Source organism: Fundicoccus sp. Sow4_H7 (assembly GCF_052115865.1).
Classification (GTDB): Bacteria; Bacillota; Bacilli; order Lactobacillales; family Aerococcaceae; genus Fundicoccus_A.
Genome location: NZ_JBQKME010000014.1, coordinates 30,619 through 53,457, shown reverse-complemented (window position 1 = coordinate 53,457; position 22,839 = coordinate 30,619). Strand labels below are relative to the sequence as shown.

Here is a 22,839-nt window from a genome sequence, read left to right as displayed (position 1 = left end):
TGAGTATGGGATTAAAGATACCGGCATAAAAAAATACCATGTATGATAAGACATCATACATGGCACAAATATTTTGTTTATTTACCTGTCTACTTGACAGGGGGCAGTTCAGCTTTATTGCTACTTGGTCTTTTTTTATTTCGAGTATAAGCGTCATTCAGCTTATGTTATTATAAGGTTTTCAACTGGTTTTATGTTACAATATGAGCAACTGAAAAGATGGTAAATTTATATAGTGAGGGTGTTTGTTTATGTTTAATTATACAGATGATAGTTTGTCGTTACATACAGACTTGTATCAAATTAATATGTTGAAAACATACTGGGAAAAAGGTATTGATAACCGCAACGCTGTTTTTGAGCTTTATTTTCGTGAAAATCCTTTTAAAAATGGCTATGCTATCTTTGCCGGTTTAGAGCGAGTGGTTCAATACATCCAATCTTTTCGCTTTACAGAAACAGATTTAGCTTATTTAAAGGAGCTCGATATTTATTCAGAAGAGTTTTTAGACTATTTGAAAAACTTTAAATTTACTGCTTCCATTCGTTCAATGGTTGAAGGGGAGCTATGCTTTGCTAACGAACCGTTGATTCAAGTTGAAGGACCATTAGGGCAATGTCAATTGATTGAAACGGCTATGTTGAATATTGTTAATTATCAAACTTTGATTGCCACAAAAGCGTCAAGAATGCGTCAAGTGGTAGGAAAGGATGACAAGTTATCGGAATTTGGGACTCGTCGAGCACAAGAAATGGAAGCTGCTTTATGGGGAACGCGTGCATCTTATATTGGTGGTTTTGATTCAACCAGTAATGTTCGTGCAGGGAAATTATTTGGTATTCCTGTAAGTGGTACGCATGCGCATTCATTGGTTCAAGCTTACCGCGATGAGTATCGTGCCTTTAAAGCTTATGCTGAAACGCATAAAGATGTGGTATTTCTTGTTGATACTTATGACACTTTACGTTCTGGTGTACCAAATGCGATTCGTGTTGCCAAAGAAATGGGTGATAAGATTAACTTTGTCGGCGTTCGGATTGATTCTGGGGATATGGCTTATCAATCTAAAAAAATTCGTGAACAGTTAGATGAAGCAGGATTTACAGAGGCTCATATTATCGCATCGAATGATTTGGACGAATTGACAATTTTAAACTTAATCATGCAAGGGGCTAAGATTGATGATTGGGGTGTAGGGACTAAAATCATTACCGCCTTTGATCAACCCTCACTTGGTGGGGTATACAAATTAGTAAGTATTGAAAATAGTAAAGGTGAAATGGTACCAACTATGAAAATTTCTAGCAATGCTTCTAAAATGTCTACACCAGGTGTAAAACAAGTCTGGAGAATTACACGTAATAGTGATGGGAAATCCGAAGGTGATTATGTTGCTTTGGAAGATGAAAGGCCAGATTTACAAGATTCACTCTTTATGTTCCATCCGGTTCACACCTATATTAATAAGACAGTGACGGATTATACCGCTAAGCCGATATTGGTGGATATCTTTAAAAATGGTGAATTAGTTTATGAATTACCAGATCTAAAATCCATTAAAGATTACGCTTCGACGGTTATTTTAAAGTTATGGGATGAATACAAGCGTATTTTAAACCCAGAACAATACCCAGTAGACTTATCACAACGTCTGTATGATGAAAAAATGAATAGTATTCAGTCAATTCGCAATAAGATTCAAAATGATATTGAAATGAATGGTGAAGATTTTATCTAGAAAGAGGTGGATTTTATGCGTCCTTTACAAAAAGAAATAATTGAAGCATTGAAAGTTTTGCCAGAAATTAATCCCGAAGAAGAGATTCGTCGCTCGATTCAATTTTTAAAGGGATATTTATTAAAACATCAAGGATTAAAATCGTTGGTTTTGGGTATTAGCGGGGGTCAAGATTCTACTTTGGCTGGGCGACTGGCTCAAATGGCGGTAGAGGAATTACGTGCTGAAACAGGAGAAGATTTCCAATTTATTGCGGTCCGCTTACCTTATGGGACACAAGCAGACGAGTCTGATGCGCAAAAGGCGTTAGATTTTATTCAAGCTGATAAGAATTTAGTTGTCAATATTAAACCAGCAACCGATGCGATGGTAGCGGCGATTGATGAAAACTCCATGGCGATTAGTGATTACAATAAAGGTAATATTAAAGCGCGTCAACGGATGATAGCGCAATTTGCAATCGCAGGGCAAACAGCAGGTGTGGTAATTGGTACGGATCATGCTGCTGAGGGTGTCACGGGCTTTTTCACAAAATTTGGGGATGGAGCTGCGGATGTATTACCTCTATGGCGTTTAACGAAAAGCCAAGGGAAGGATATGTTAAAAGCTTTGGGTGCTCCTGAGGAGTTATATTTAAAAGTTCCTACTGCTGATCTTGAGGAAAATAAACCTCAGCAACCAGATGAAGAGGCTTTAGGCGTAAGTTATGATGCGATTGATGCCTATTTGACAGGCCAAGCAGTTGATAAAAAAGATGCTGAAACTATTGAGAATTGGTATCTAAAGTCGCGTCATAAACGTCATTTGCCAATTACGGTCTATGATACATTTTGGTTAGAATAAAAATAAGTTGGAAAGGGAGAAGGTAGATGGGATTTTATACTCACAGCCTTGCTGTACTCATTTCAACCAGTATCTTATCCTATGTTTTAACTTTAATCATCATGCGCTTAGCTTATCGCTATCAGTGGTTTGACAAGGATCCCCATCAAATTAAGGATAGTCAGTTACGCATTCCGAGTTTTGGAGGCATCGCAATTTTCCTTAGTTTTTGGGTTGGGGTGTTCGTTCTTTTCCCTAATTTGATTTATTCTCCTGAGCAAATAGGCTTACTGGTGGCTTCTTTCGTGATCGTGATAACAGGCTTGATCGATGATATTTATGAATTGAGTCCAATAAAGAAAACACTTGGGATATTGGTCGCTGCAAATATTGTGTATTGGTTTACGGATGTTGAATTCTCATCTGCTTTATTGCCTGAGGCGACACCACTTGTTTTTAATATTATTTCTTATCTGGCTACAATGGTGTGGATTTATTTAGTAACCAATTCAATTAATCTCTTAGATGGTTTGGATGGCTTAGCTAGTAGTGTGACAGCTACTAGCTTGCTATCCTTGGCCATTATTACCTATTTTTTCAGTTTGTCCATTCGAATGACATTTCTGTTTATGATTTTAATTTTGCTTATGGCTATTTTAGGCTTTATTCCTCATAATTGGGCACCTGCAAAAATTTATTTGGGGGATACTGGTGCTTTATTTATTGGTTTTATGTATGCGACTTTGACGGTAACGAATTTGAAAAATGCCAGTTTTTATTCATTGATTGTGCCTGTCACTCTTTATGTCGTTCCTATCTTTGACTTTGTCTATGCCTTTTTAAGGCGGATGATTAGTGGTCAGCCTGTCGCCAAAGCGGACCAAGACCATATCCACCATCGATTATTAAAATTGGGCTTAAGTGAAAAGAAAATTGTAGGTTTAATGATTTCGATTACTTTGTTGTTTTCTGGTGTAGCTATTTTAGCGAACTTATTGCCTGCCTATCGTTGGCTTTGGGCGTTAGTCACCTTGCTAATGATAGCAGCGATGTTTGTGGGTATGTATGCTTTAGCCAATCGAGATTCAGATAGTTGATATTTTATTCTTCCTTAGTTACATCAACATAGGGGATATCAACTGTTTGAATCTCTTTTTCTGTCCAAACGAATTGGTCATTTAGGCGTTCGGTTATCTGTTCTTGGATTTTTGCGACTTCTTCAATATGCAGGGCGAGGGTATAGGTGACTTTATCGGTGTACTGGGTGTCTAGTACTGTTATATTGCTGTTTGTATTTTGGATAAAATAAGTAAAACTATCATTTTGTGCATAATGCATTTCAATATCAATTAATTGCTGGTCGATATTTTGAATAAGTTCTGCATGATTTAAGGCTTCGCTGACACTGTTAGAGTAGGCTCTAATTAGGCCGCTTGCTCCAAGTTTGATACCACCAAAATAACGGACGGTAACGGCTAAAATATTCGTTAATTCGCGGCGTTTTAAAACTTCTAGCATAGGAACCCCTGCTGTTCCGCTAGGTTCGCCATCGTCGCTCATTCTTTGAATCATTGAATCATTACCTAAAATATAGGCATAGCATAGATGGTTGGCCTTATAATGTTCTTTTTTAAGCTGTTGATAAAGTTCTTCAAAGTCTTCGACTGTAAATATAGGGTATAAATAGGTAATAAAGGAAGATTTTTTTATTTCAATGGTGTATTGAAAGGCTTCTTTAACACTTATATAGTTACGCATGCTGTCAACTTCTTTCTATTTGTTATGATATTTATTGTACTAGTTAATACTATTTTATCAAAAACTGCATCAAAAAGTCTGACTTTTGCAAATTATCATGCTTTTTACGCTTAAGTTTGGTATAATTCACTATTATAGCTCAGTATGAGAGGAGTGTGAATGATGAAGGTAGCGATTATCGTTGATAGTACAGCATACCTATCCCCAGAATTAGCAGCTAGAGATAATATTTTTCAAGTAAATCTCTCTGTTAATTTCTCTGATGGAACTACTTATCAAGATTCAAGCGATCCAGAAATCATTTATGAGTTTTACAATCGATTAAATAACGCCAAGCAGTTACCAACAACTTCTCAGCCACAAGTTGGAGAATATTATCAAATTTTAGAGAATTTGATTGAAGAAAAATATGAGGCGGTTATCTGCATTCACTTAGCTTCAGCAATCAGTGGGACATACCAACAAGCACTGATGGTCTTAAATGAGTTCAATGATCGTATTCAAACCTATTGTATCGATTCTAAAGGCTCTAGTGTTGTTTTAGAAAGTCTTGTTCATCAAACAGCGGATTTATTAGACGCTGGTTTTGCTGTAGAACAAATTGCCAAAGCATTAGTTCAAGCAGCTGAAGAAGCGGAAATTTATTTGATGGTTGAAGATTTAAATAACTTGTCAAAAGGTGGACGGTTAAGTAGTACGAGTGCCTTCTTTGGTAATATTTTGCAAATTAAGCCCTTATTATACTTTGACCAAGAAGGAAAAATTGTTTTATTTGAGAAAATTCGTAGTACAAAAAAAGTATATCATCGTTGGCAAGAACTTGCTTCAGCGTATGAACAAACACACCCAGACGGATTTGTTCTAGCCATTGCTCATGCTCAAGCAGAAGAAGAGGGCTTGAAAGTATTAAATAGTATTCAGGCAAATATGGGAACCAATGTTTCTTATATGATTAGACCGATTGGTCCCGTTGTAGGCACTCATATTGGTGCGGGCGCAAAAGGTTTAGCCCTTATTCCGCGGTTAGAAACGCTATTGACTCCTGTTGAATAACAGGAGCTTTTTTTTAATTATTTATTCAACCAACCGCATAAAGAATGTATTTCTCCTATTAAATTGGGTATACTATATTTAAGCTACTAATAATTGTATTTGTTTGATAGAGGAGGAGAATTAATGGTAAGACCTAACCCCCATATATTGCCTAAAATAGACAAGACAAAAGGCCTTGAGATTGGGATATATACCTTAGGGGATCATATCGCTAATCCACATTCTGGAGAGAAACTTTCAGCTAAAAGCCGTATTAAAGAAATCGTAGAAATTGCACAGCTAGCCGAACAAGCAGGATTAGATGTGTTTCAACTTGGTGAATCGCACCAGGAACATTTTGTATCACAAGCACACTTAATCCTTTTATCGGCTATTGCACAAGCGACGCAAAAAATTAAACTAGCCTCAGGGGCAACCATTATCAGTACAAGTGAACCTGTTCGTGTGTTTGAAGACGCTGCGACGATTGATTTAATTTCCGATGGTCGTATGGAGATTGTTGCTGGCCGTGCATCACGTGTTGGCTTATATGAATTACTCGGCTATGATTTACAAGATTATGAAACACTTTTTGAAGAAAAGTTTGAATTGTTGCTAGAAATAAATGAAAACGTTGTTGTGAATTGGTCAGGTGAATTTCGCCCGCCTCTGAATAATGCCCGCGTCATTCCGCGTCCAGACAATGCTGAACAAGCTTTGCCGATTTGGCGTGCTGTAGGAGGCTCGCATAGCTCAGCTTTCAAAGCAGGGTCTTTAGGTGTTCCTATGTATTACGCTCATTTGGGAGGAAATGCGGAAACTGTTAAGCAGACAATTGATGTTTATCGCAATGCAGCTGAAGACGAAGGCTTTAATCCCAATGATCTACGCATTGCTACAGCAGGCTTTTTATATGTTCGTGAAGATAGCAAACAAGCTTTCCAAGAATATTATCCACACATTAATGAGGGTATGAAGTTAACAAATGATAGTGGTTTTTCAAAAGCGTTGTTTAATCAGGGGCAGGATGCCCATAGTGTGATTAATGTGGGAGACCCGAACCTCGTGATTGAAAAACTCTTGTACCAACATGAGATGTTTAATATGGATCGCTATGTCGGTCAAATTGATTTTGGTGGCGTGTCAATCGATAATATTAAACGTACGATTGATTTATTGGGTAACAAAGTTATCCCTGCTGTTAAAAAATATACAGCTAAGTAGTTCATCTACTTTCATAATAAATAACTTCGCACAAGCTTTTCAGTAAATATCTGAGGGGCTTGTGTTTTTTGCCATTGGCAGGAATTTTGACTTAGTGCTGCTTTTTTAGCTATCTTTTTTATCCAGCAGAGATATTTAATAAAAAAATAATGGAAATCGACTTTTTTTGTGTATATATGTGTAGTACAAAAAAGGAGTTGATGATGTTGAAAGGTATTCTGCATGATTTAGAAGGGCGGCTAGTGACAGAGCAAAATATTCGTTTTTTAATTCAAGCCAAAGGTTCAGATGAAAAGTTGGAAGATGTGCTAATTGAGGCGGTTCGTTATGAAGCGATTCAAATGAAAGGTGAAAGTCCTTGGTGTTTTCGCTGTGACAACCAACAATTGGAGCATTTTGCGCAATTGCCGGCATTGGACAATCGACCAGCAAGTTATTATTGTTTGGAGTGTATTCAAATGGGGCGGATGACGCAAGGGATGTATATTTATCATTTTCCTGCTCCAACCATCGAACTACCGCAAACAAAGTCCTCTTTTTTGACTTGGGAAGGGAACTTGTCAAATGAACAAGCACGAGCTTCTAAAGCTTTAATTACGAGTTTGAATAACAAAAATATTCCGTTTTTGGTGCATGCCGTAACGGGAGCGGGCAAAACAGAAATGATTTTTCCTGTCATTGATCACGTTCTTATGGCTGGAGGACGGGTGGGATTGGCAAGTCCCAGAATTGATGTTTGTATCGAGCTTTTCCCGCGGCTTCAAGCAGCCTTCCAAAAAGTGGATGTGATCGTTTTGTATGGAGGCATGGAAGAAAGTTACCGCTATACACCCATTGTTATTGCGACAACGCATCAATTATTGCGATTTAAAGAAGCTTTTGATCTCTTAATTGTCGATGAAGTAGACGCTTACCCTTATGCTGCTAGCAATATGTTGCATTATGCCGTCAAGCAAGCCGTGAAAAAAGATGGTAAGCAAATTTATTTGACTGCCACACCCGATGAAGCTTTGGCAGCATTAATTAAAGAAGAAGCCTTGGAGGTTGTTACACTTCCGGCACGTTATCACGGTTATCGTTTACCGGAACCCGTCTTCCAGTGGATTGGAGACTGGAGGGAAGCGATTCGAAAGAAAAGTAAATACTCTAAGTTATATCGTCTACTGAGACAATTTTTAGCCATTGAAGGCGTTAAGTTAGTTTTTATGCCCCACATTCAATTAGCTGAAAGCCTGTTTGCGTGGCTAAATACAGCTTTGCCCGACATACGTTTAGCCTATGTCCATGCCCAAGACCCAATGCGAAAGGAGAAAATTGCTTCTTTACGTGCAGGTGAATATGACGGCCTCATCGTTACAACGATTCTCGAGCGCGGGGTCACTTTTACGCACTGCCACGTTTGTATTGTCGGCAGTGAAAGTCCGATGTATTCTCGGGCAGCCTTAGTTCAAATGAGTGGCAGAGTCGGCAGGCGAGCGGACTTTCCTACAGGAGAATTAATTTATGCTCATAATGGGATCAATCAAAAAATGAAAGAAGCTCGCCAAGAAATCCAGCAGATGAACCGATTAGCACTGGAGCGAGGTTTGATTGCTTATGACTAAGTCTTTATGTTTGTATTGCCAAAGTCCGCTGCAATATGATTTATCTTGGGATCAACTGATTGGCTTGAGACCTCTGCAGTTTCCTGTTTTATGCTTGAAGTGCTCGGATTTATTTTGCGAACTTGCGCATTCAGAAACAGACTGCCGCGGCTGCCAGCGCCCCATGTCTAAGACTGAAGAAGAAGCAAATGAATATTTATATTGCTACGACTGCTACCGCTGGCTGAAATTGTATCCTGAAGTGTTGCTGTCGAATACTTCAATTTATCAATACGACGATACCTTTAGTGAATGGTTGAGTCGCTACAAATACCATGGCGACATCCGAATGGCAAAAGTGATGACTGAGCCCCTTAAAAAAATCCATACACAGTATGCCCAACACCACTGGTTAATTCTACCTAGCTCAGCTTCTAGCCTTGCGGAAAGAGGCTTTCATAGCATAGCCATGCTATTGGATGAGGCAGAAATTCCTTACAGTAGCCCCTTTATTTACACGGGAGATGGGCAAAAGCAAGCCAAGAAAACACGGGCTGATCGGATAAAACTTAAAGCTTCTTTTAAAATCAAATCCGACTTTTCTTTTTCTCATAATAAATATCTCCTTTTTGACGATGTTTACACAACCGGTGCCACAATGTTGCAAGCAAAGAGTTTGCTATTTCAAGCTTTCCAGAAAAATAAAAAGGAGATACAACTTGATTCGTTAACCTTAGCCCATCATCAAGAAAACAATTAGGAATGCTTAAGTAAATCCTGATTTAAAATTAATGAGTGTTTACGTTTTCAGTCAGCAGAATTTGTGCTATAATTAATAAAAGCAAAGGAAAGTGCTTTTTGAATCTTGGTAGTACCTTATTTGATAGGTGTACTGGTTGAGTGATAATGTGCGAGCGTAAGAAATGATCAATTTTCCTTTGACCTAACATTATTAGAAAAATAGTACCTCTACTCAATATGGTTCTACCAAAAATATATTGGAAATGAGGGATTTATATGTTTACTTATAACGTGCGTGGGGAAAATGTTGAGGTGACCAAAGCAATTAGGGATTATGCTGAGAAAAAGGTGGCTAAACTTGAGCGCTTTTTCGAAGATGTACCTGATGCTACTGCTTATGTTAACTTAAAAGTTTACCCAGATAAAACAGCTAAGGCTGAAGTGACCATTCCACTATCATTTTTAGTTTTGCGTGCAGAAGAAACTACCCCGGATTTATATGCAAGTATTGATTTTGTAGTGGATAAACTTGAACGCCAAGTAAGAAAATATAAAACAAAAATTAACCGTAAATCTCGTGAAAAAGGCTATTCAGGCATTAAAAATGGTGCGAATTTAGAAGCGGCTGAAGCAGCTAATCGTCCTGCTCCAAGCCCAACTAATGGAGAACCAGAATTGGAAATTGTTCGTTCTAAACGTATCAGTTTAAAACCAATGGACAGTGAAGAAGCTGTATTACAAATGAATATGCTAGGCCATGACTTTTTCATTTATACAGATGCTGAAACAATGGATATTAGTATCGTTTACCGTCGTAAAGATGGACGTTACGGTTTAATTGAAACATCTGTAAATTAATTTAAGCCTTGTGTAAGAGTAGGGAAACCTACTCTTTTTTGCTTTGCCTATAAAACGATATAATAAATTGCATCTAATAAACTCCCAATAATCCATAATTCTTTCTACCCAATAGTAAAAAATAATGATACAATGTAAAATGAGGTTTATTTACTTGAATGAACAACGACTAAATAGATAGGTGCGTGCCGCACTAAAAAGGAGTAATTAATAAATGGCGAACTTCCTTCGTAATTTAATCGAAAATGATAAAGCAGAGTTAAATCGTACAGGGAAAATAGCAGATGAAGTTATTGCTATGGAACCTACATTTAAACAAATGTCGGATGAAGAATTAAGAAATATGACAACAGAATTAAGAGCCAAATTAGCAAATGGTAACTCATTGGATGATATTTTAGTTGAAGCTTTTGCGGTAGTCCGTGAGGCAGCAAGCCGTGTGATTGGTTTAACACCTTATAAAGTACAAATCCAAGGTGGTATTGTTATCCATGATGGTAACATTGCTGAGATGAAAACAGGAGAAGGTAAAACATTAACAGCCACCATGCCTGTTTATTTAAACGCACTTGCTGGTAAAGGTGTTCACGTTGTTACTGTTAACGATTATTTAGCCACACGTGACTCGAAAGAAATGGGAGAAATCTTCCGCTTCTTAGGTTTAACCGTTGGTTTGAACTTAAACTCAATGAATTCAGCTGAAAAGCGTGCAGCTTACAATTGTGATATCACTTATAGTACAAACAATGAACTTGGCTTTGACTATTTAAGAGATAATATGGTTGTTCATCAACATCAAATGGTTCAACGTCCATTACAATTTGCTGTTGTGGATGAGGTCGATTCGATTTTAATTGATGAGGCGAGAACTCCTTTAATTATTTCTGGACAAGCTGGAAAATCAACCGCACTTTATACACGTGCAGATTATTTTGTTAAAGGATTAAAAGAAGAAGAAGACTATACGATTGATTTGTCTTCTAAAACCATTGCATTAACCGATGAAGGTGTCGATAAAGCTGAACGTGTTTTTCGTTTAGAAAACTTATATGAACCAGAACATACAGCCTTAGTTCACCATATTGATCAAGCGCTAAGAGCGAACTATATTATGTTACACGATATTGATTATGTTGTAGATGAAGGTCAAGTGAAAATTGTTGACGGATTTACAGGTCGTATCATGGAAGGTCGCCGTTATTCTGATGGACTTCACCAAGCGATTGAAGCCAAAGAAGGTGTTAAGATTGAAAATGAATCGAAAACAATGGCAACTATTACTTTCCAAAACTATTTCCGTATGTATAAAAAACTAGCGGGGATGACAGGTACAGCTAAAACGGAAGAAGAAGAATTCCGTGAAATTTATAATATGAACGTTATTCAAATTCCAACTAACAGACCTGTTATTCGTGATGATGCACCGGATTTATTATATCCAAACTTAAAATCTAAGTTTAAGGCAGTTGTTGAAGATATTAAACAACGCCACGCAGAAGGTCAACCACTTCTTGTAGGTACCGTTGCGGTTGAGACATCTGAATACTTATCACGTTTGTTAACTAAAGAAGGTATCCCGCACGAAGTCCTAAATGCAAAAAATCACTTTAAAGAAGCTGAAATTATTATGCAAGCAGGTCAACGTGGCGCTGTAACGATTGCAACAAACATGGCTGGACGTGGAACGGACATTAAGTTAGGTAGTGGTGTCGTTGAACGTGGTGGCTTATGTGTCATTGGTACAGAACGTCATGAATCACGTCGGATTGATAACCAACTTCGTGGACGTGCTGGACGTCAAGGTGACCCAGGTGCTTCACAATTCTACTTATCACTAGAAGATGATTTAATGCGTCGTTTTGGATCAGATAGAATTCAAGCGGTATGGCAACGACTAAATGCAGAAGACTCTGAAGAAGATTTAGCAATTCAAAGTAAAATGTTGTCTCGTCAGGTAGAATCTGCTCAAAAACGCGTTGAAGGAAATAACTATGATACGCGTAAAAACGTTTTAGAGTATGACGAAGTGATGCGTGAGCAACGTGAAGTTATTTACGGACAAAGACTTGAAGTGATTCAAAGTGAAGGTTCATTAACAGAGTATGTTAAAGCCATGATTAAACGGACGATTTCTCGTCAAGTGGCTTATGCGACAGAAGGCGAAAGAAAAAATTGGCAATTAGATGCCTTGTTAGAATATGCTAAAGCGAATTTAGTATCACCTGATTCTATTACTTTAGCCGATTTAGAAAATAAATCAGCCAATGAATTAGTGGATTATTTATATAATCTAGCAGAGACAGCCTATGACGAAAAAGTTAGCCAATTGAATGGACCTGAACAAGTCGCTGAATTTGAAAAAGTTATTATTTTAAAAGTCGTTGATAGCAAATGGACAGATCATATTGATATGATGGATAATTTACGTCAAGGTGTTGGTTTAAGAGCTTATGCTCAAACGAATCCTTTAACGGAATACCAAACGGAAGGTTATGATCGCTTCCAAGAAATGATTGCTGCGATTGAACAAGAAGTGACACGTTTTGTGATGAAAGCACAAATTCGTCAAAATGTGGAGCGTGAACAAGTGAATCAATCTACGCCAAGACCAGCAGGACGTCCAATGCCAACAGCCTAATTATATAAAAAACTGTTCCAATCGATAGATGCTGGAACAGTTTTTTACCGTTATGGCTTAAATAAAGTTTTAAAAGGAGATATTTATGATGGAATTATATGAAATGAAACAGTTTATTGAAGAAGCAAGTGAGCAAGTCAACAGCTATAGGAGGGCACTTTGACTTAGATGCCTTAGAAGCAGATATTGCGGATTATGAATATCAAATGGCTCAAAGTGGTTTCTGGGATGATAATGAAGCTGCGCAAAAAGTAATGAAAGAATTGAATCAGGCTAAATCCACTTTTGAAGAATTTACAACCATGTCTGAAAGAGTCGATGATATTAGTCTTGGTTTGGAATTGTATAATGAGACCCAAGATGAAGATTTGTTGGAAGAAGTAGAAACAAGCATTGGGTTATTGAATGAACAGTTAGAAAATTATGAATTAAAATTATTATTGTCAGGTCCTCATGATCGTAATGATGCGATTTTAGAAATCCATCCTGGTGCAGGTGGAACGGAATCTCAAGACTGGGGAAGTATGTTAATGCGGATGTACCAAAGATGGGCCGACCAACAAGGGTTTTCTGTCGAGGTGATTGACTATCATGATGGGGACGAAGCGGGAATTAAAAGCGTTACCTTAGCCATTAGCGGGCCATTAGCTTATGGTTACTTAAAATCTGAAAAGGGGATTCATCGTTTGGTTCGAATTTCACCTTTTGATTCTAATAGCCGTCGCCATACGTCATTTGCATCCGTTGAAGTGACACCTGTCCTTGATGATACGGTTGAAGTAGAAGTTAATCCGGATGATTTAAGAATTGATACTTTTCGTGCTAGTGGTGCTGGTGGGCAACATATCAATAAAACATCCTCTGCTGTACGTATTACGCATATTCCAACCGGTATTGTGACGCAAAGTCAGTCCCAACGTTCACAATTACAAAATAGAGAAACAGCGATGAATTTATTGAAAGCCAAACTTTATCAATTAGAAGAAGAGAAGAAAGCAGCTGAATTGGCAGAAGTAAAAGGGGATCAAAAAGAAATTGCCTGGGGTTCTCAGATTCGGTCGTATGTTTTCCATCCTTATTCAATGGTTAAAGATCATCGGACGCAATACGAAGTTGGTCAAGTTCAAGCCGTTATGGACGGAGATCTCAATGGATTTATCGACGCCTATTTGAAGTGGTCCATTCAATCAGATGACGAATAATCGTCATGAAATTGTCAACTTTTTAAATCGTGCCCTTAATAAAAATAAAGTATGATTAACCTTAATCATAGATAAAATAGGAGATCTCAATAAAATGATTCAATTTACAGATGTAGTTAAACAATACGCTAACGGAATTAAAGCCGTTGATCAGGTGAGTTTACGTATCGAACAAGGTGAATTTGTCTATTTGGTGGGACCAAGTGGTTCAGGTAAATCAACTTTGATGAAGTTAATTTACCGTGAAGAAAAAGCTAATTCAGGAAAAATTACAGTTGGTAAATATATTTTAAACGATATGAAAGAAAAAGACGTTCCTTTTTTAAGACGTTATGTCGGAGTTGTCTTTCAAGACTTTAAACTATTACCTAAATTAAATGTCTATGAAAATGTTGCTTATGCTTTAGAAGTAACCGGTAAAAGCAAAAAAGACATTAAGAAACGGGTCAATGAGGTGTTGGGCTTGGTTGACTTAAGGCATAAAATCCATCAAATGCCAGCTGAGTTATCCGGAGGCGAAATGCAACGTGTTGCAATTGCTCGCGCAATGGCCAATAAACCTAGTATATTAATTGCGGATGAGCCAACAGGAAATCTTGATCCAGAAACAGCCGATGATATTTTTAAAGTTCTGGAAGAGATTAACTTAACTGGAACAACCATTATTATGGGAACACATAATGATACATTGGTGAACCGTTATAAACATCGGGTTATTCGGATTAATCAAGGTAAAATTGTCCGTGATGAGTATAAGGGGGCCTATAATGAACGCAATTAGAAACTTTTTCCGTCATATCCGTGATGGTTTTCGTAATTTGTTTAGAAATGGTTGGATGACGACGACTTCCATCATGACGATGACGTTAACGCTTATTATGGTAGGTGGCTTGTCTATTTTATTAGTGAATATGAATGTATTGGCTGATAGCATTGAACAAGGCCTTCAAGTACGTGTCCATATTGATTTACTAGCTGAATCTGAGGACGAAGCCGCATTAAAAGATGAGATTGAAAGTTTAGCTGAAGTGACAGGCGTGACCTATCGGTCTAAAGAAGAAGAGTTAGCCAATTTAATTGAAAATTATGGTAGTGAATTCGAGCTCTTCGAGGGCGATTCCAATCCGCTATATAATATTTTTGTTGTAAATGTTGAAGACCCGAATCAGCTAGCCAGCGTTGCTGAAAAGATTACACAATTTGATTCGGTTGCAAATGTTGAATATGGTGGCTTCAATACTGAAAATATTGTCAATATTCTTGAAACAAGTCGCTATATTTTAGCTATAGTTTCAGCGGTATTTATTGTTGTGGCGGTCTTGCTTGTATCTAACACAATCAAAGCAACAATTTCAGCTCGGCAAACGGAAATTGAAATTATGCGTTTAGTCGGTGCGAAAAATAGTTTTATTCGCGCGCCATTTGCCATTGAAGGAGCTTTGATTGGCTTAATCGGGGCTGCTTTCGCGACAGCAATCTTATTTGGAATATATAGCTTTATCACGCGTGCCCCAGGTGAGCTGTTGGGAATTGTCAACTTAAATCTAGTGGCTGTATGGCCGATGCTACTATACATCGGTATAGGTCTATTCATAATAGGTATGATTTTAGGGGTAATCGGTGCCCGTCGCTCAATGAAACAATTTTTGAAAATTTAAATAAATATCTCCATTCTATTTTTGGATGAGGAATGGGAAACTATAATTTTTAGATGAGCATGATATGATGTAAAAGAACAAAGATTTTAGGAGAGTGGAGGCTTAGATATGAAACGTATTTTAGTAGTCGATGACGAACCTTCTATTTTGACATTGTTAGAATATAATTTAGATCAAGCAGGTTATGCGGTAGAAACAGCTGAAGATGGTAAGCAAGCCTATAAAATGATTAAAGAAAATCAATATGATTTTATTATTTTAGATATTATGCTGCCTAAAATGGATGGGATGGATGTTTGTCGACGTGTTAGACAAGACAACATCCAAACGCCCATCTTGATGTTAACCGCTAAAGATGACGAATACGACAAAATTATTGGTCTTGAATTAGGGGCAGATGATTATTTAACCAAGCCTTTTAGTCCTAGAGAAGTTGTGGCACGTATCAAAGCGATTTTTAGACGGATGGAGCCCAATGAAGTTGAAATGAACTTAGAGCAAACAAGTTCAGAAAGTGAAGAGGGAAATCCAGTCGATTCAGTTTCTAAATTTGATGCGATTGAACAAGAAGATAATCAAGTGATGAAATTGGGAGCCTTGGAAATATATATTAATCGCTATGAAGTTTTAGTCGATGGAGTGCCAATTGAAATTACTCCTAAAGAATATGAGTTGTTGGTGTATATGGCTTTGCGTAAAGGTCGTATTTTAAGTCGTGAACAATTACTCAATAATATTTGGAACTTTGATTATGCGGGTGAGACCCGGATTGTTGATGTTCATATTAGCCACTTAAGAGAGAAAATTGAAAAAAATACTAAAAATCCACAATATATCATTACCGTTAGAGGATTTGGATATAAATTTGAGGTGCCAGAAGAGTATGAGTCGAATTAAACAATCGAGATTAAATCGTCAAACAGTTACTGTTATTAGCCTCATACTCACTGCGGTTATCTTAGTCGGTACTTTCTACCTCTATGTCCGCCAAACGATTCAACATCAAGCAGTGGAAGAAACAAATACACTTATTCATTATTCACAAGCCGCTTTGACTGAAGAAGATGTTAGCCATTTTTGGGCTTCTTCAGTTCAAGGGGCTTCTTATGATGTCTCGACAACCTCGCCACGGCAATTGCCAGAAATCTCATGGAGTAATTTACCTCAAGAAAGTTTAACTTCGAGTGTTCTTGAACGTTTAGCAAAGCCAGATCTAGATAAGACTAGTGATAGTTGGTTTAATAAGCAATATGTTTGGGTTAATGCGAAAATGGAGGGAAATCAATGGATTCTTTTACGCTTTCCACAAGAGTATTTCAGCGATGATTGGCGTATCTTTTGGGCTGCGGTCATCATGATTTTAGTTATGATTATTTGTTCATTCTTCATTATTTACAAACGCTTGTATGCAAAAATCCATCATGCATTGAATTTTATTAGTGATGGCTTACATAAAATTGAAGATAACGACTATAGTTTTACATATATGGAAACAATTGAACCTAAAGTAGATGAATTAGGCTATCAAATTGAATCTTTAGCTAATCATTTGGAAAAAGAACATATTATTTTGAGTGCGAGTGAACAAAAACTATCATTAATGTTAGATCACATAAACCTAGGTGTTTTAGTTATTAACGATTCTGGTAAAATAGAACTCTTTAATCCGGCAGCAGCTTCTCTTTTAAAAATTGATGACAGTGCTTTAGGACGCTCTTATGAAACCTACATTAAGAGTTATTTATTAGCCAATATGATCCGACGGGTAATGAAAGACAGAACGTCATTGCGTGATGAAATTGAAATGTTTGTCCCCAATTCAAAATTTATCGATGTAAATATCGTTCCTTTTCTACTAGACAGTGGGGTTAATGATGACTCGATCTTGGTTTTACTTTACGATATATCAGAAATTCGTCGCTTAGAAACAGTTAGGACCGAATTTGTTGCGAATGCTTCTCACGAGTTAAGAACACCCGTTACTGCCATTAAAGGTTTTGCTGAAACTCTGTTAGCTGGGGCGATAGATACGCCAGAGGTTGCGCGACAATTTGTCGAAATTATTGCGAATGAGAGTAATCGTTTAGAAATTATTATCCATGATATTTTAGAATTATCACGTGTAGAGAAACAATCGGCACCCGTAACGGTTAATGAATTTGATATCGTTGAAGCGGCAGAAGCTAGTGTTGAATTCTTTTTAGCAAAAGCAAAAGCTAAGAAGATTAACTTATCGATTGATGCAAGCGAACCTGTGATGTATAAGGCAGATCGGCATCGTATTGAGCAGATTTTTACAAATTTAATAGATAATGCCATTAATTATTCTGAAGAAGAGAGCGATATACATATAAAAATTCGTCGCAAACGTAAAGGCGTACAGTTTTCTGTATCGGATAATGGGATTGGAATCCCGGAAATTGATCAAGAACGTATTTTTGAGCGTTTCTATCGGGTAGATAAAGGACGCAGTCGTAATTCTGGCGGTACGGGATTAGGTTTATCCATTGTCCGGAATTTAGTTAAAATTTTAAATGGTAAAATTGAGGTAGAAAGTGAAGTTGGAGTTGGTTCAACATTTTTTATATTTTTACCGTATTAGTTTTTAAGTCTTTACACAAAATTTACATAAAATTTACAATTGACGGATATTTAATGTGTTCCTAATCTAAACGTTGATTTATTGGTCTGATAAGCATTTAAAAGCTAAAGTTAAGTAAGGTGAATCGTAAAACTTTACATAAAACAAGGTATAAAATTTACAATGCATGTGTAGAATATAAATGATTCATTATTATTATCTTTGTAATGATTTTAATATATATAAGTTAGGAGAAAGTATATGCAACGGAATGCGACAGAAACAATTATGAAGTATGTTTTTATGTTTTGCGCAGCGATTTCGATTATATCAATTATATTAATTTTTTACTTTATTTTTAAAGGTGGTTTACCCTTTATTCTTGAAGAAGGCTTAGGTAACTTTGTTTTAGGAACCTCTTGGAGACCTAGGGCATCGAATCCTCAATTTGGTATTTTTCCAATGATTGTAGGTTCATTAGTGGTAACGACAGGTGCTGTTATTATCGGTGTTCCGATTGGTATTCTTACGGCTGTTTTTATGGCTCGCTTTTGTCCCAAACCCCTTTATCGTTGGCTAAAACCTGCAATTAACTTAATGGCAGCTATACCTTCCATCGTATATGGTTTCTTCGCTTTACAAATTTTTGTTCCATTTATTAGAAATATCGTTGGTGGATCTGGGATGAATATTCTGACAGCATCACTTCTACTAGGTATTATGATTCTACCAACTATTATTGGTCTTTCTGAAGCTGCTATACGCGCGGTACCTGACTCTTTTTACCAAGCTAGTGTTGGTTTAGGAGCTACACATGAACGTTCAGTGATGAGTGTTGTTTTACCAGCAGCTAAATCAGGCATTTTATCATCAGTCATTCTAGGTATTGGACGTGCAATCGGTGAGACTATGGCGGTTATTTTAGTGACGGGTAACCAACCAGCTATTCCAACATCCTTATCTAGTGGAGTTCGTACATTGACAACCAATATTGTTCTAGAAATGTCCTATGCATCTGGCCGACATAGAGAAGCCTTAATTGCTACGGCTGTCGTTTTATTTGTTTTCATATTAATTATTAATACAACCTTTATGATCATTAAATCGAAAGGTAGTGACAACTAATGAAAAGATTTTCTTTTACACATTTTATCGTTTGGTTAGCTGCCGCATTTACGGTTGGAATTTTATTGTTTATCATTGGCTTTATTTTGTGGAATGGCGTCCCATATTTAACTCCGCAAATTTTTGCATGGAACTACACAACGGCTAATGTTTCAATGACCCCTGCGATTATTTCCACTTTGATTATTGTTGGGGCATCCTTATTGATAGCTGGACCCGTTGGTATTTTCACTGGATTTTATTTAGTAGAGTATGCGGACCAATCGAGTAAATTCCTATCAATTATTCGTTTAGCAACAGATACCCTAGCAGCTATTCCATCCATTGTTTATGGTTTGTTCGGGATGTTGTTCTTTGTAATCCGCTTAGGATGGGGATATTCGCATTTGGGGGGGATTTTAACCATCACCATTATGATCCTACCAATTATTATTTCATCTACGGAAGAAGCATTAAATAGTGTGGATAATTCCTTGCGTATGGGGAGTCTAGCCTTGGGAGCTGGAAAATTAAGAACAATCTTTACTGTTGTTTTACCTGTCGCAATGCCAGGTATTTTATCAGGTATCATTCTCGCTATTGGTAGAATTGTTGGTGAATCAGCTGCATTATTATATACTCTAGGTTCATCAAGTAATATGGTTAACAATCTGATGTCTTCTGGACGTACATTGGCGGTTCATATGTATGTTCTATCAAATGAAGGCTTCCACGTTAACGAAGCTTATGCAACGGCTACTGTACTTATCATCTTAGTGTTAATTATTAACGGATTTTCTACCCGTATTAGTAATAAACTTGGTTCAGGAGGAAAATAAACATGGCTAAGGTTAAAATGCAAATTAAAGACTTGGACTTTTACTATGGTGACTTTCAAGCTCTAAAAAATATCAACATGGATATTGAAGAAAATGTCGTTACGGCTTTTATCGGTCCATCAGGATGTGGTAAGTCGACATTTATTAAAACATTAAACAGAATGCAAGATTTAGTTCCATATGCGAAAGTAGATGGTTTAATTACTTTAGATTCTGAAGATATTTATCAAAAAGATTATGATGTGAATCACTTAAGAAAGAGAGTAGGGATGGTATTCCAACATCCAAACCCTTTCCCAAAAAGTATTTACGATAACATTGCTTATGGACCAAGAACACATGGAATTAAAGACACTCAAGAACTTGATCGTATCGTAGAAGAAAGTTTACGTGGAGCAGCTATTTGGGATGAAGTAAAAGATAAATTACATCGTAAAGCCACTGAAATTTCTGGTGGGCAACAACAACGTATTTGTATAGCACGTGCGATTGCTAATAACCCAGAGGTTCTATTAATGGATGAGCCAACATCTGCACTTGACCCGATTTCAACTAACAAAATTGAAGAGCTAATCCAAGAATTAAAAGAAAAATATACAGTTGTTATTGTAACGCATAATATGCAACAAGCAGCACGTATTTCGGATAAAACCGCTTTCTTTTTATCAGGAGAAGTGATAGAATTTGATGATACGGAAAAAATATTTTCTAATCCAGATGACCAAAGAACAAACGACTATATTTCTGGACGCTTTGGTTAATATCTGCGTTAACATTAAAAAGGAGGTCAATGGAATGAGAAAGCAATATATGCACGAATTAGAATCTTTACATACACATTTAGCTGAACTAGGTAATGCAGCCAATGAATCTGTTCATAAAGCCATTAAAGCATACACAGAGTTTGATAAAGAATTGGCACACGAATTGTTTAGTGATGACTTACGGATTAATGCAGCTACGGTTGAAATCGAACGTGAAGCCTACCGTTTGATCGTCTTACAACAACCGGTGGCGGAAGATTTACGCTTAATTTTTGCAGTCATTCATGCTAGTTTAGATATTGAACGGATTGCAGACCATGCTGTTATAATCGCACGCTCTATCATCAGAAGAGAAAAACCTGGTATTGATGTTGAAGAATTATCCAACAAGATCAAACGTATGGGCGATATTATCCAACCAATGGTAACAGATACAATCACAGCCTTTGCAAATAGAGATGTCGAAGCCGCACGTGAAATTGCTGAGCGTGATGAGTTGGTTGACGCTTTACTTAAAGATGTCTTCATCGAATCCCAACACCGCATGATAAATAATTCAGAAGTTGTTGAGCAAGGTATTAGCTACATTAATGTGGCTCAAAGTTTAGAACGTATCGGAGACTATTTAACGAATATTTGCGAACGCATTATTTATTTAGATTCTGGTGATATTGTTGAGTTAAACTAGTGAAAATTAATTTATCCACCGTCTGTAACTTACTGGCGGTGGTTATTTTATTTATTAGAAGTATTTAATGTCTTCATAATAAATTTAATCGTATCTTATAAAAATAAATAAAATTGTTGACAATAAGTTTTTATAAACATTACAATTTACACAATGTTTACAATAATTTTACATTAAATACACAAACCGTTGTTATAATAAATTCATACGGTAAATCGGCAACTATGCTTTTTTACCTGTATAGTTAATTGTCGTGTATCATTATGAGACGAAAGTCTTAAAATTAAAGGAGAGATTTCTTAATGAAAAAAGCATTAAAAGTTTTACCTGTATTAGCTGCATCAGCGTTGGCACTTTCATCAATTTCAGCATTAGCTCAAGAAGGTCCAATCAACGTTGTTTCTCGTGAAGATGGTTCAGGTACTCGTGGAGCATTCGTAGAAATCGTTGGTGTTGTTGATGAAAACGACGACGATATGACTACTCTTACCGCTGTTATCCAAAACTCAACTAACGGTGTTATGCAATCAGTAGCTGGCGACCCTGCGGCAATTGGTTACATTTCATTAGGTTCATTAGACGATTCAGTTAAAGCTTTAACTGTTGATGGCGCAGAAGCTACTCCAGAAGCTATCCTTGCTGGTGACTACCCAATCGCACGTCCATTTAACGTAGCTTGGTCTGAAGAAAACTTTGACGAAGTTACACAAGACTTCTTATCATTCATTCTTTCAGCTGAAGGTCAAGCAATCGCTGAAGATGAAGGATATATCCAAGTAACTGCAGATTCTGAAGAAGCTGTTGAAGATGAAGAAACATCTGAAGAAGCTACAGAAGAAACAACAGAAGAAGTTTCAGAAGAAACAACAGAAGAGGAAACAACAGAAGAGGCTTCTGAAGAAGAAACTGCTTCTACATTACCTTCATACGAGCCTTCAGGTTTAGAAGGAAATATTGAAGTTGTTGGTTCAACATCTGTTACAGGTTTAATGGAATCATTAGCTGAAGCTTACCAAGCATTAAACGAGGGTGTTACTGTTAATATTACTTCAAACGGATCTACTGCTGGTATGGAAGCTGCTATGAACGGTACAGCTAACTTAGGTATGGCTTCTCGTGAATTAACTGATGAAGAAAAAGAAGTTTTAGAATTTGACGCTATCGCTATCGATGGTATCGCAGTTGTTGTTCACAATGACAACGCATTAGAAGATATCTCTTTAGATAACGTTCGTGCTATCTTTTTAGGTGAATTAACTGACTGGTCAGAATTAGCTCAATAATTTTAACGTTTAAAGCGAGTTTGGGGCTAAAAGTCTCAGATATCTAAAAAACAGAAATCACTATTTCATTTACGAACTAGTGGTTTCTGTTTATTTTATTGTCTTTAATTAAATAATTTTCAACCGAGCGCGACCCAACCGCTCGGATGAAATCACTCTTTCAACTGAGCGCGACCCAACCGCTCGGATGAAATCACCCTTTCAACCGAGCGTGACCTAACCGCTCGGATGAAACTACTATAATATCATTCAGAATCCCACCAAACCGACACAACACACATTAACCACCATCAACACTATCATTACAATTTATACACGCTAATAA

Annotated in this window: 20 protein-coding genes; 19 read left to right on the top strand and 1 reads right to left on the bottom strand. The window is 37.0% G+C overall.

Annotation, left to right across the window (positions count from 1 at the left end):
* Window positions 1–251: 251 nt before the first annotated feature.
* The 3 genes from ACTQ54_RS11200 to ACTQ54_RS11190 are packed head-to-tail and all read left to right on the top strand — an operon-like array spanning window position 252 to window position 3,658.
* Window positions 252–1,739, top strand: a complete 1,488-nt coding sequence (locus tag ACTQ54_RS11200) for a nicotinate phosphoribosyltransferase (protein ID WP_441756922.1) — start codon at window positions 252–254, stop codon at window positions 1,737–1,739.
* A gap of 15 nt (window positions 1,740–1,754) precedes the next feature.
* Window positions 1,755–2,582 (top strand): ammonia-dependent NAD(+) synthetase, encoded by an 828-nt coding sequence (nadE, locus tag ACTQ54_RS11195; RefSeq protein WP_441756921.1) that lies wholly within the window; start codon window positions 1,755–1,757, stop codon window positions 2,580–2,582.
* 26 nt (window positions 2,583–2,608) lie between these two features.
* Window positions 2,609–3,658, top strand: coding sequence for an MraY family glycosyltransferase (locus tag ACTQ54_RS11190; protein WP_441756919.1), 1,050 nt, complete (start codon window positions 2,609–2,611; stop codon window positions 3,656–3,658).
* Between the two features lie 4 nt (window positions 3,659–3,662).
* Here ACTQ54_RS11190 and ACTQ54_RS11185 read toward each other — a convergent pair whose 3' ends face one another.
* On the bottom strand, window positions 3,663–4,319 hold the full coding sequence (locus ACTQ54_RS11185; protein WP_441756917.1) for a YigZ family protein: 657 nt from the start codon (window positions 4,317–4,319) through the stop codon (window positions 3,663–3,665).
* 162 nt (window positions 4,320–4,481) lie between these two features.
* Here ACTQ54_RS11185 and ACTQ54_RS11180 point away from each other — a divergent pair, with 162 nt between their 5' ends.
* From ACTQ54_RS11180 to ACTQ54_RS11105, 16 genes are all read left to right on the top strand, one after another.
* On the top strand, window positions 4,482–5,372 hold the full coding sequence (locus ACTQ54_RS11180) for a DegV family protein (protein ID WP_441756915.1): 891 nt from the start codon (window positions 4,482–4,484) through the stop codon (window positions 5,370–5,372).
* 123 nt (window positions 5,373–5,495) lie between these two features.
* On the top strand, window positions 5,496–6,575 hold the full coding sequence (locus ACTQ54_RS11175) for an LLM class flavin-dependent oxidoreductase (RefSeq protein WP_441756913.1): 1,080 nt from the start codon (window positions 5,496–5,498) through the stop codon (window positions 6,573–6,575).
* A gap of 203 nt (window positions 6,576–6,778) precedes the next feature.
* A complete protein-coding gene (locus ACTQ54_RS11170; RefSeq protein ID WP_441756911.1) occupies window positions 6,779–8,179 on the top strand; it encodes a DEAD/DEAH box helicase in 1,401 nt (466 codons plus the stop codon).
* The gene (locus tag ACTQ54_RS11165; RefSeq protein ID WP_441756909.1) at window positions 8,172–8,918 is read left to right on the top strand and encodes a ComF family protein; all 747 of its coding nucleotides are present in this window, start codon (window positions 8,172–8,174) and stop codon (window positions 8,916–8,918) included. Before ACTQ54_RS11170 ends, ACTQ54_RS11165 begins: the two co-directional genes overlap by 8 nt.
* Before the next feature lie 257 nt (window positions 8,919–9,175).
* Window positions 9,176–9,757 (top strand): ribosome hibernation-promoting factor, HPF/YfiA family, encoded by a 582-nt coding sequence (gene hpf / locus ACTQ54_RS11160; RefSeq protein WP_441756908.1) that lies wholly within the window; start codon window positions 9,176–9,178, stop codon window positions 9,755–9,757.
* A gap of 214 nt (window positions 9,758–9,971) precedes the next feature.
* Window positions 9,972–12,395 (top strand): preprotein translocase subunit SecA, encoded by a 2,424-nt coding sequence (secA, locus tag ACTQ54_RS11155; protein WP_441756906.1) that lies wholly within the window; start codon window positions 9,972–9,974, stop codon window positions 12,393–12,395.
* A gap of 88 nt (window positions 12,396–12,483) precedes the next feature.
* A protein-coding gene (prfB, locus tag ACTQ54_RS11150) for a peptide chain release factor 2 (protein ID WP_441756926.1) occupies window positions 12,484–13,597 on the top strand; the annotation gives its coding sequence in 2 pieces (ribosomal slippage) (window positions 12,484–12,534 and window positions 12,536–13,597; 1,113 coding nt in all).
* 94 nt (window positions 13,598–13,691) lie between these two features.
* Window positions 13,692–14,378, top strand: a complete 687-nt coding sequence (gene ftsE, locus ACTQ54_RS11145; protein WP_441756904.1) for a cell division ATP-binding protein FtsE — start codon at window positions 13,692–13,694, stop codon at window positions 14,376–14,378.
* The gene (ftsX, locus tag ACTQ54_RS11140; RefSeq protein WP_441756903.1) at window positions 14,365–15,255 is read left to right on the top strand and encodes a permease-like cell division protein FtsX; all 891 of its coding nucleotides are present in this window, start codon (window positions 14,365–14,367) and stop codon (window positions 15,253–15,255) included. Before ftsE ends, ftsX begins: the two co-directional genes overlap by 14 nt.
* A gap of 108 nt (window positions 15,256–15,363) precedes the next feature.
* Window positions 15,364–16,152 carry a response regulator transcription factor gene (locus tag ACTQ54_RS11135; protein WP_441756901.1) on the top strand — a complete coding sequence of 263 codons (789 nt, stop codon included), beginning with the start codon at window positions 15,364–15,366 and terminating at the stop codon, window positions 16,150–16,152.
* Complete coding sequence (gene pnpS / locus ACTQ54_RS11130) at window positions 16,139–17,857, top strand: two-component system histidine kinase PnpS (protein WP_441756899.1); 1,719 nt, start codon at window positions 16,139–16,141, stop codon at window positions 17,855–17,857. Before ACTQ54_RS11135 ends, pnpS begins: the two co-directional genes overlap by 14 nt.
* Window positions 17,858–18,097: 240 nt before the next feature.
* The gene (pstC, locus tag ACTQ54_RS11125) at window positions 18,098–18,961 is read left to right on the top strand and encodes a phosphate ABC transporter permease subunit PstC (RefSeq protein WP_441756897.1); all 864 of its coding nucleotides are present in this window, start codon (window positions 18,098–18,100) and stop codon (window positions 18,959–18,961) included.
* Window positions 18,961–19,779 carry a phosphate ABC transporter permease PstA gene (pstA, locus tag ACTQ54_RS11120; protein WP_441756895.1) on the top strand — a complete coding sequence of 273 codons (819 nt, stop codon included), beginning with the start codon at window positions 18,961–18,963 and terminating at the stop codon, window positions 19,777–19,779. Before pstC ends, pstA begins: the two co-directional genes overlap by 1 nt.
* A gap of 17 nt (window positions 19,780–19,796) precedes the next feature.
* Window positions 19,797–20,540, top strand: coding sequence for a phosphate ABC transporter ATP-binding protein PstB (gene pstB / locus ACTQ54_RS11115; protein WP_441756924.1), 744 nt, complete (start codon window positions 19,797–19,799; stop codon window positions 20,538–20,540).
* Window positions 20,541–20,574: 34 nt separating this feature from the next.
* Window positions 20,575–21,231: a phosphate signaling complex protein PhoU gene (gene phoU / locus ACTQ54_RS11110; protein WP_441756893.1), complete on the top strand. Its 657-nt coding sequence runs from the start codon at window positions 20,575–20,577 to the stop codon at window positions 21,229–21,231.
* A 302-nt stretch (window positions 21,232–21,533) separates the two neighbouring features.
* Window positions 21,534–22,514: a substrate-binding domain-containing protein gene (locus ACTQ54_RS11105; RefSeq protein ID WP_441756891.1), complete on the top strand. Its 981-nt coding sequence runs from the start codon at window positions 21,534–21,536 to the stop codon at window positions 22,512–22,514.
* Window positions 22,515–22,839 lie beyond the last annotated feature (325 nt).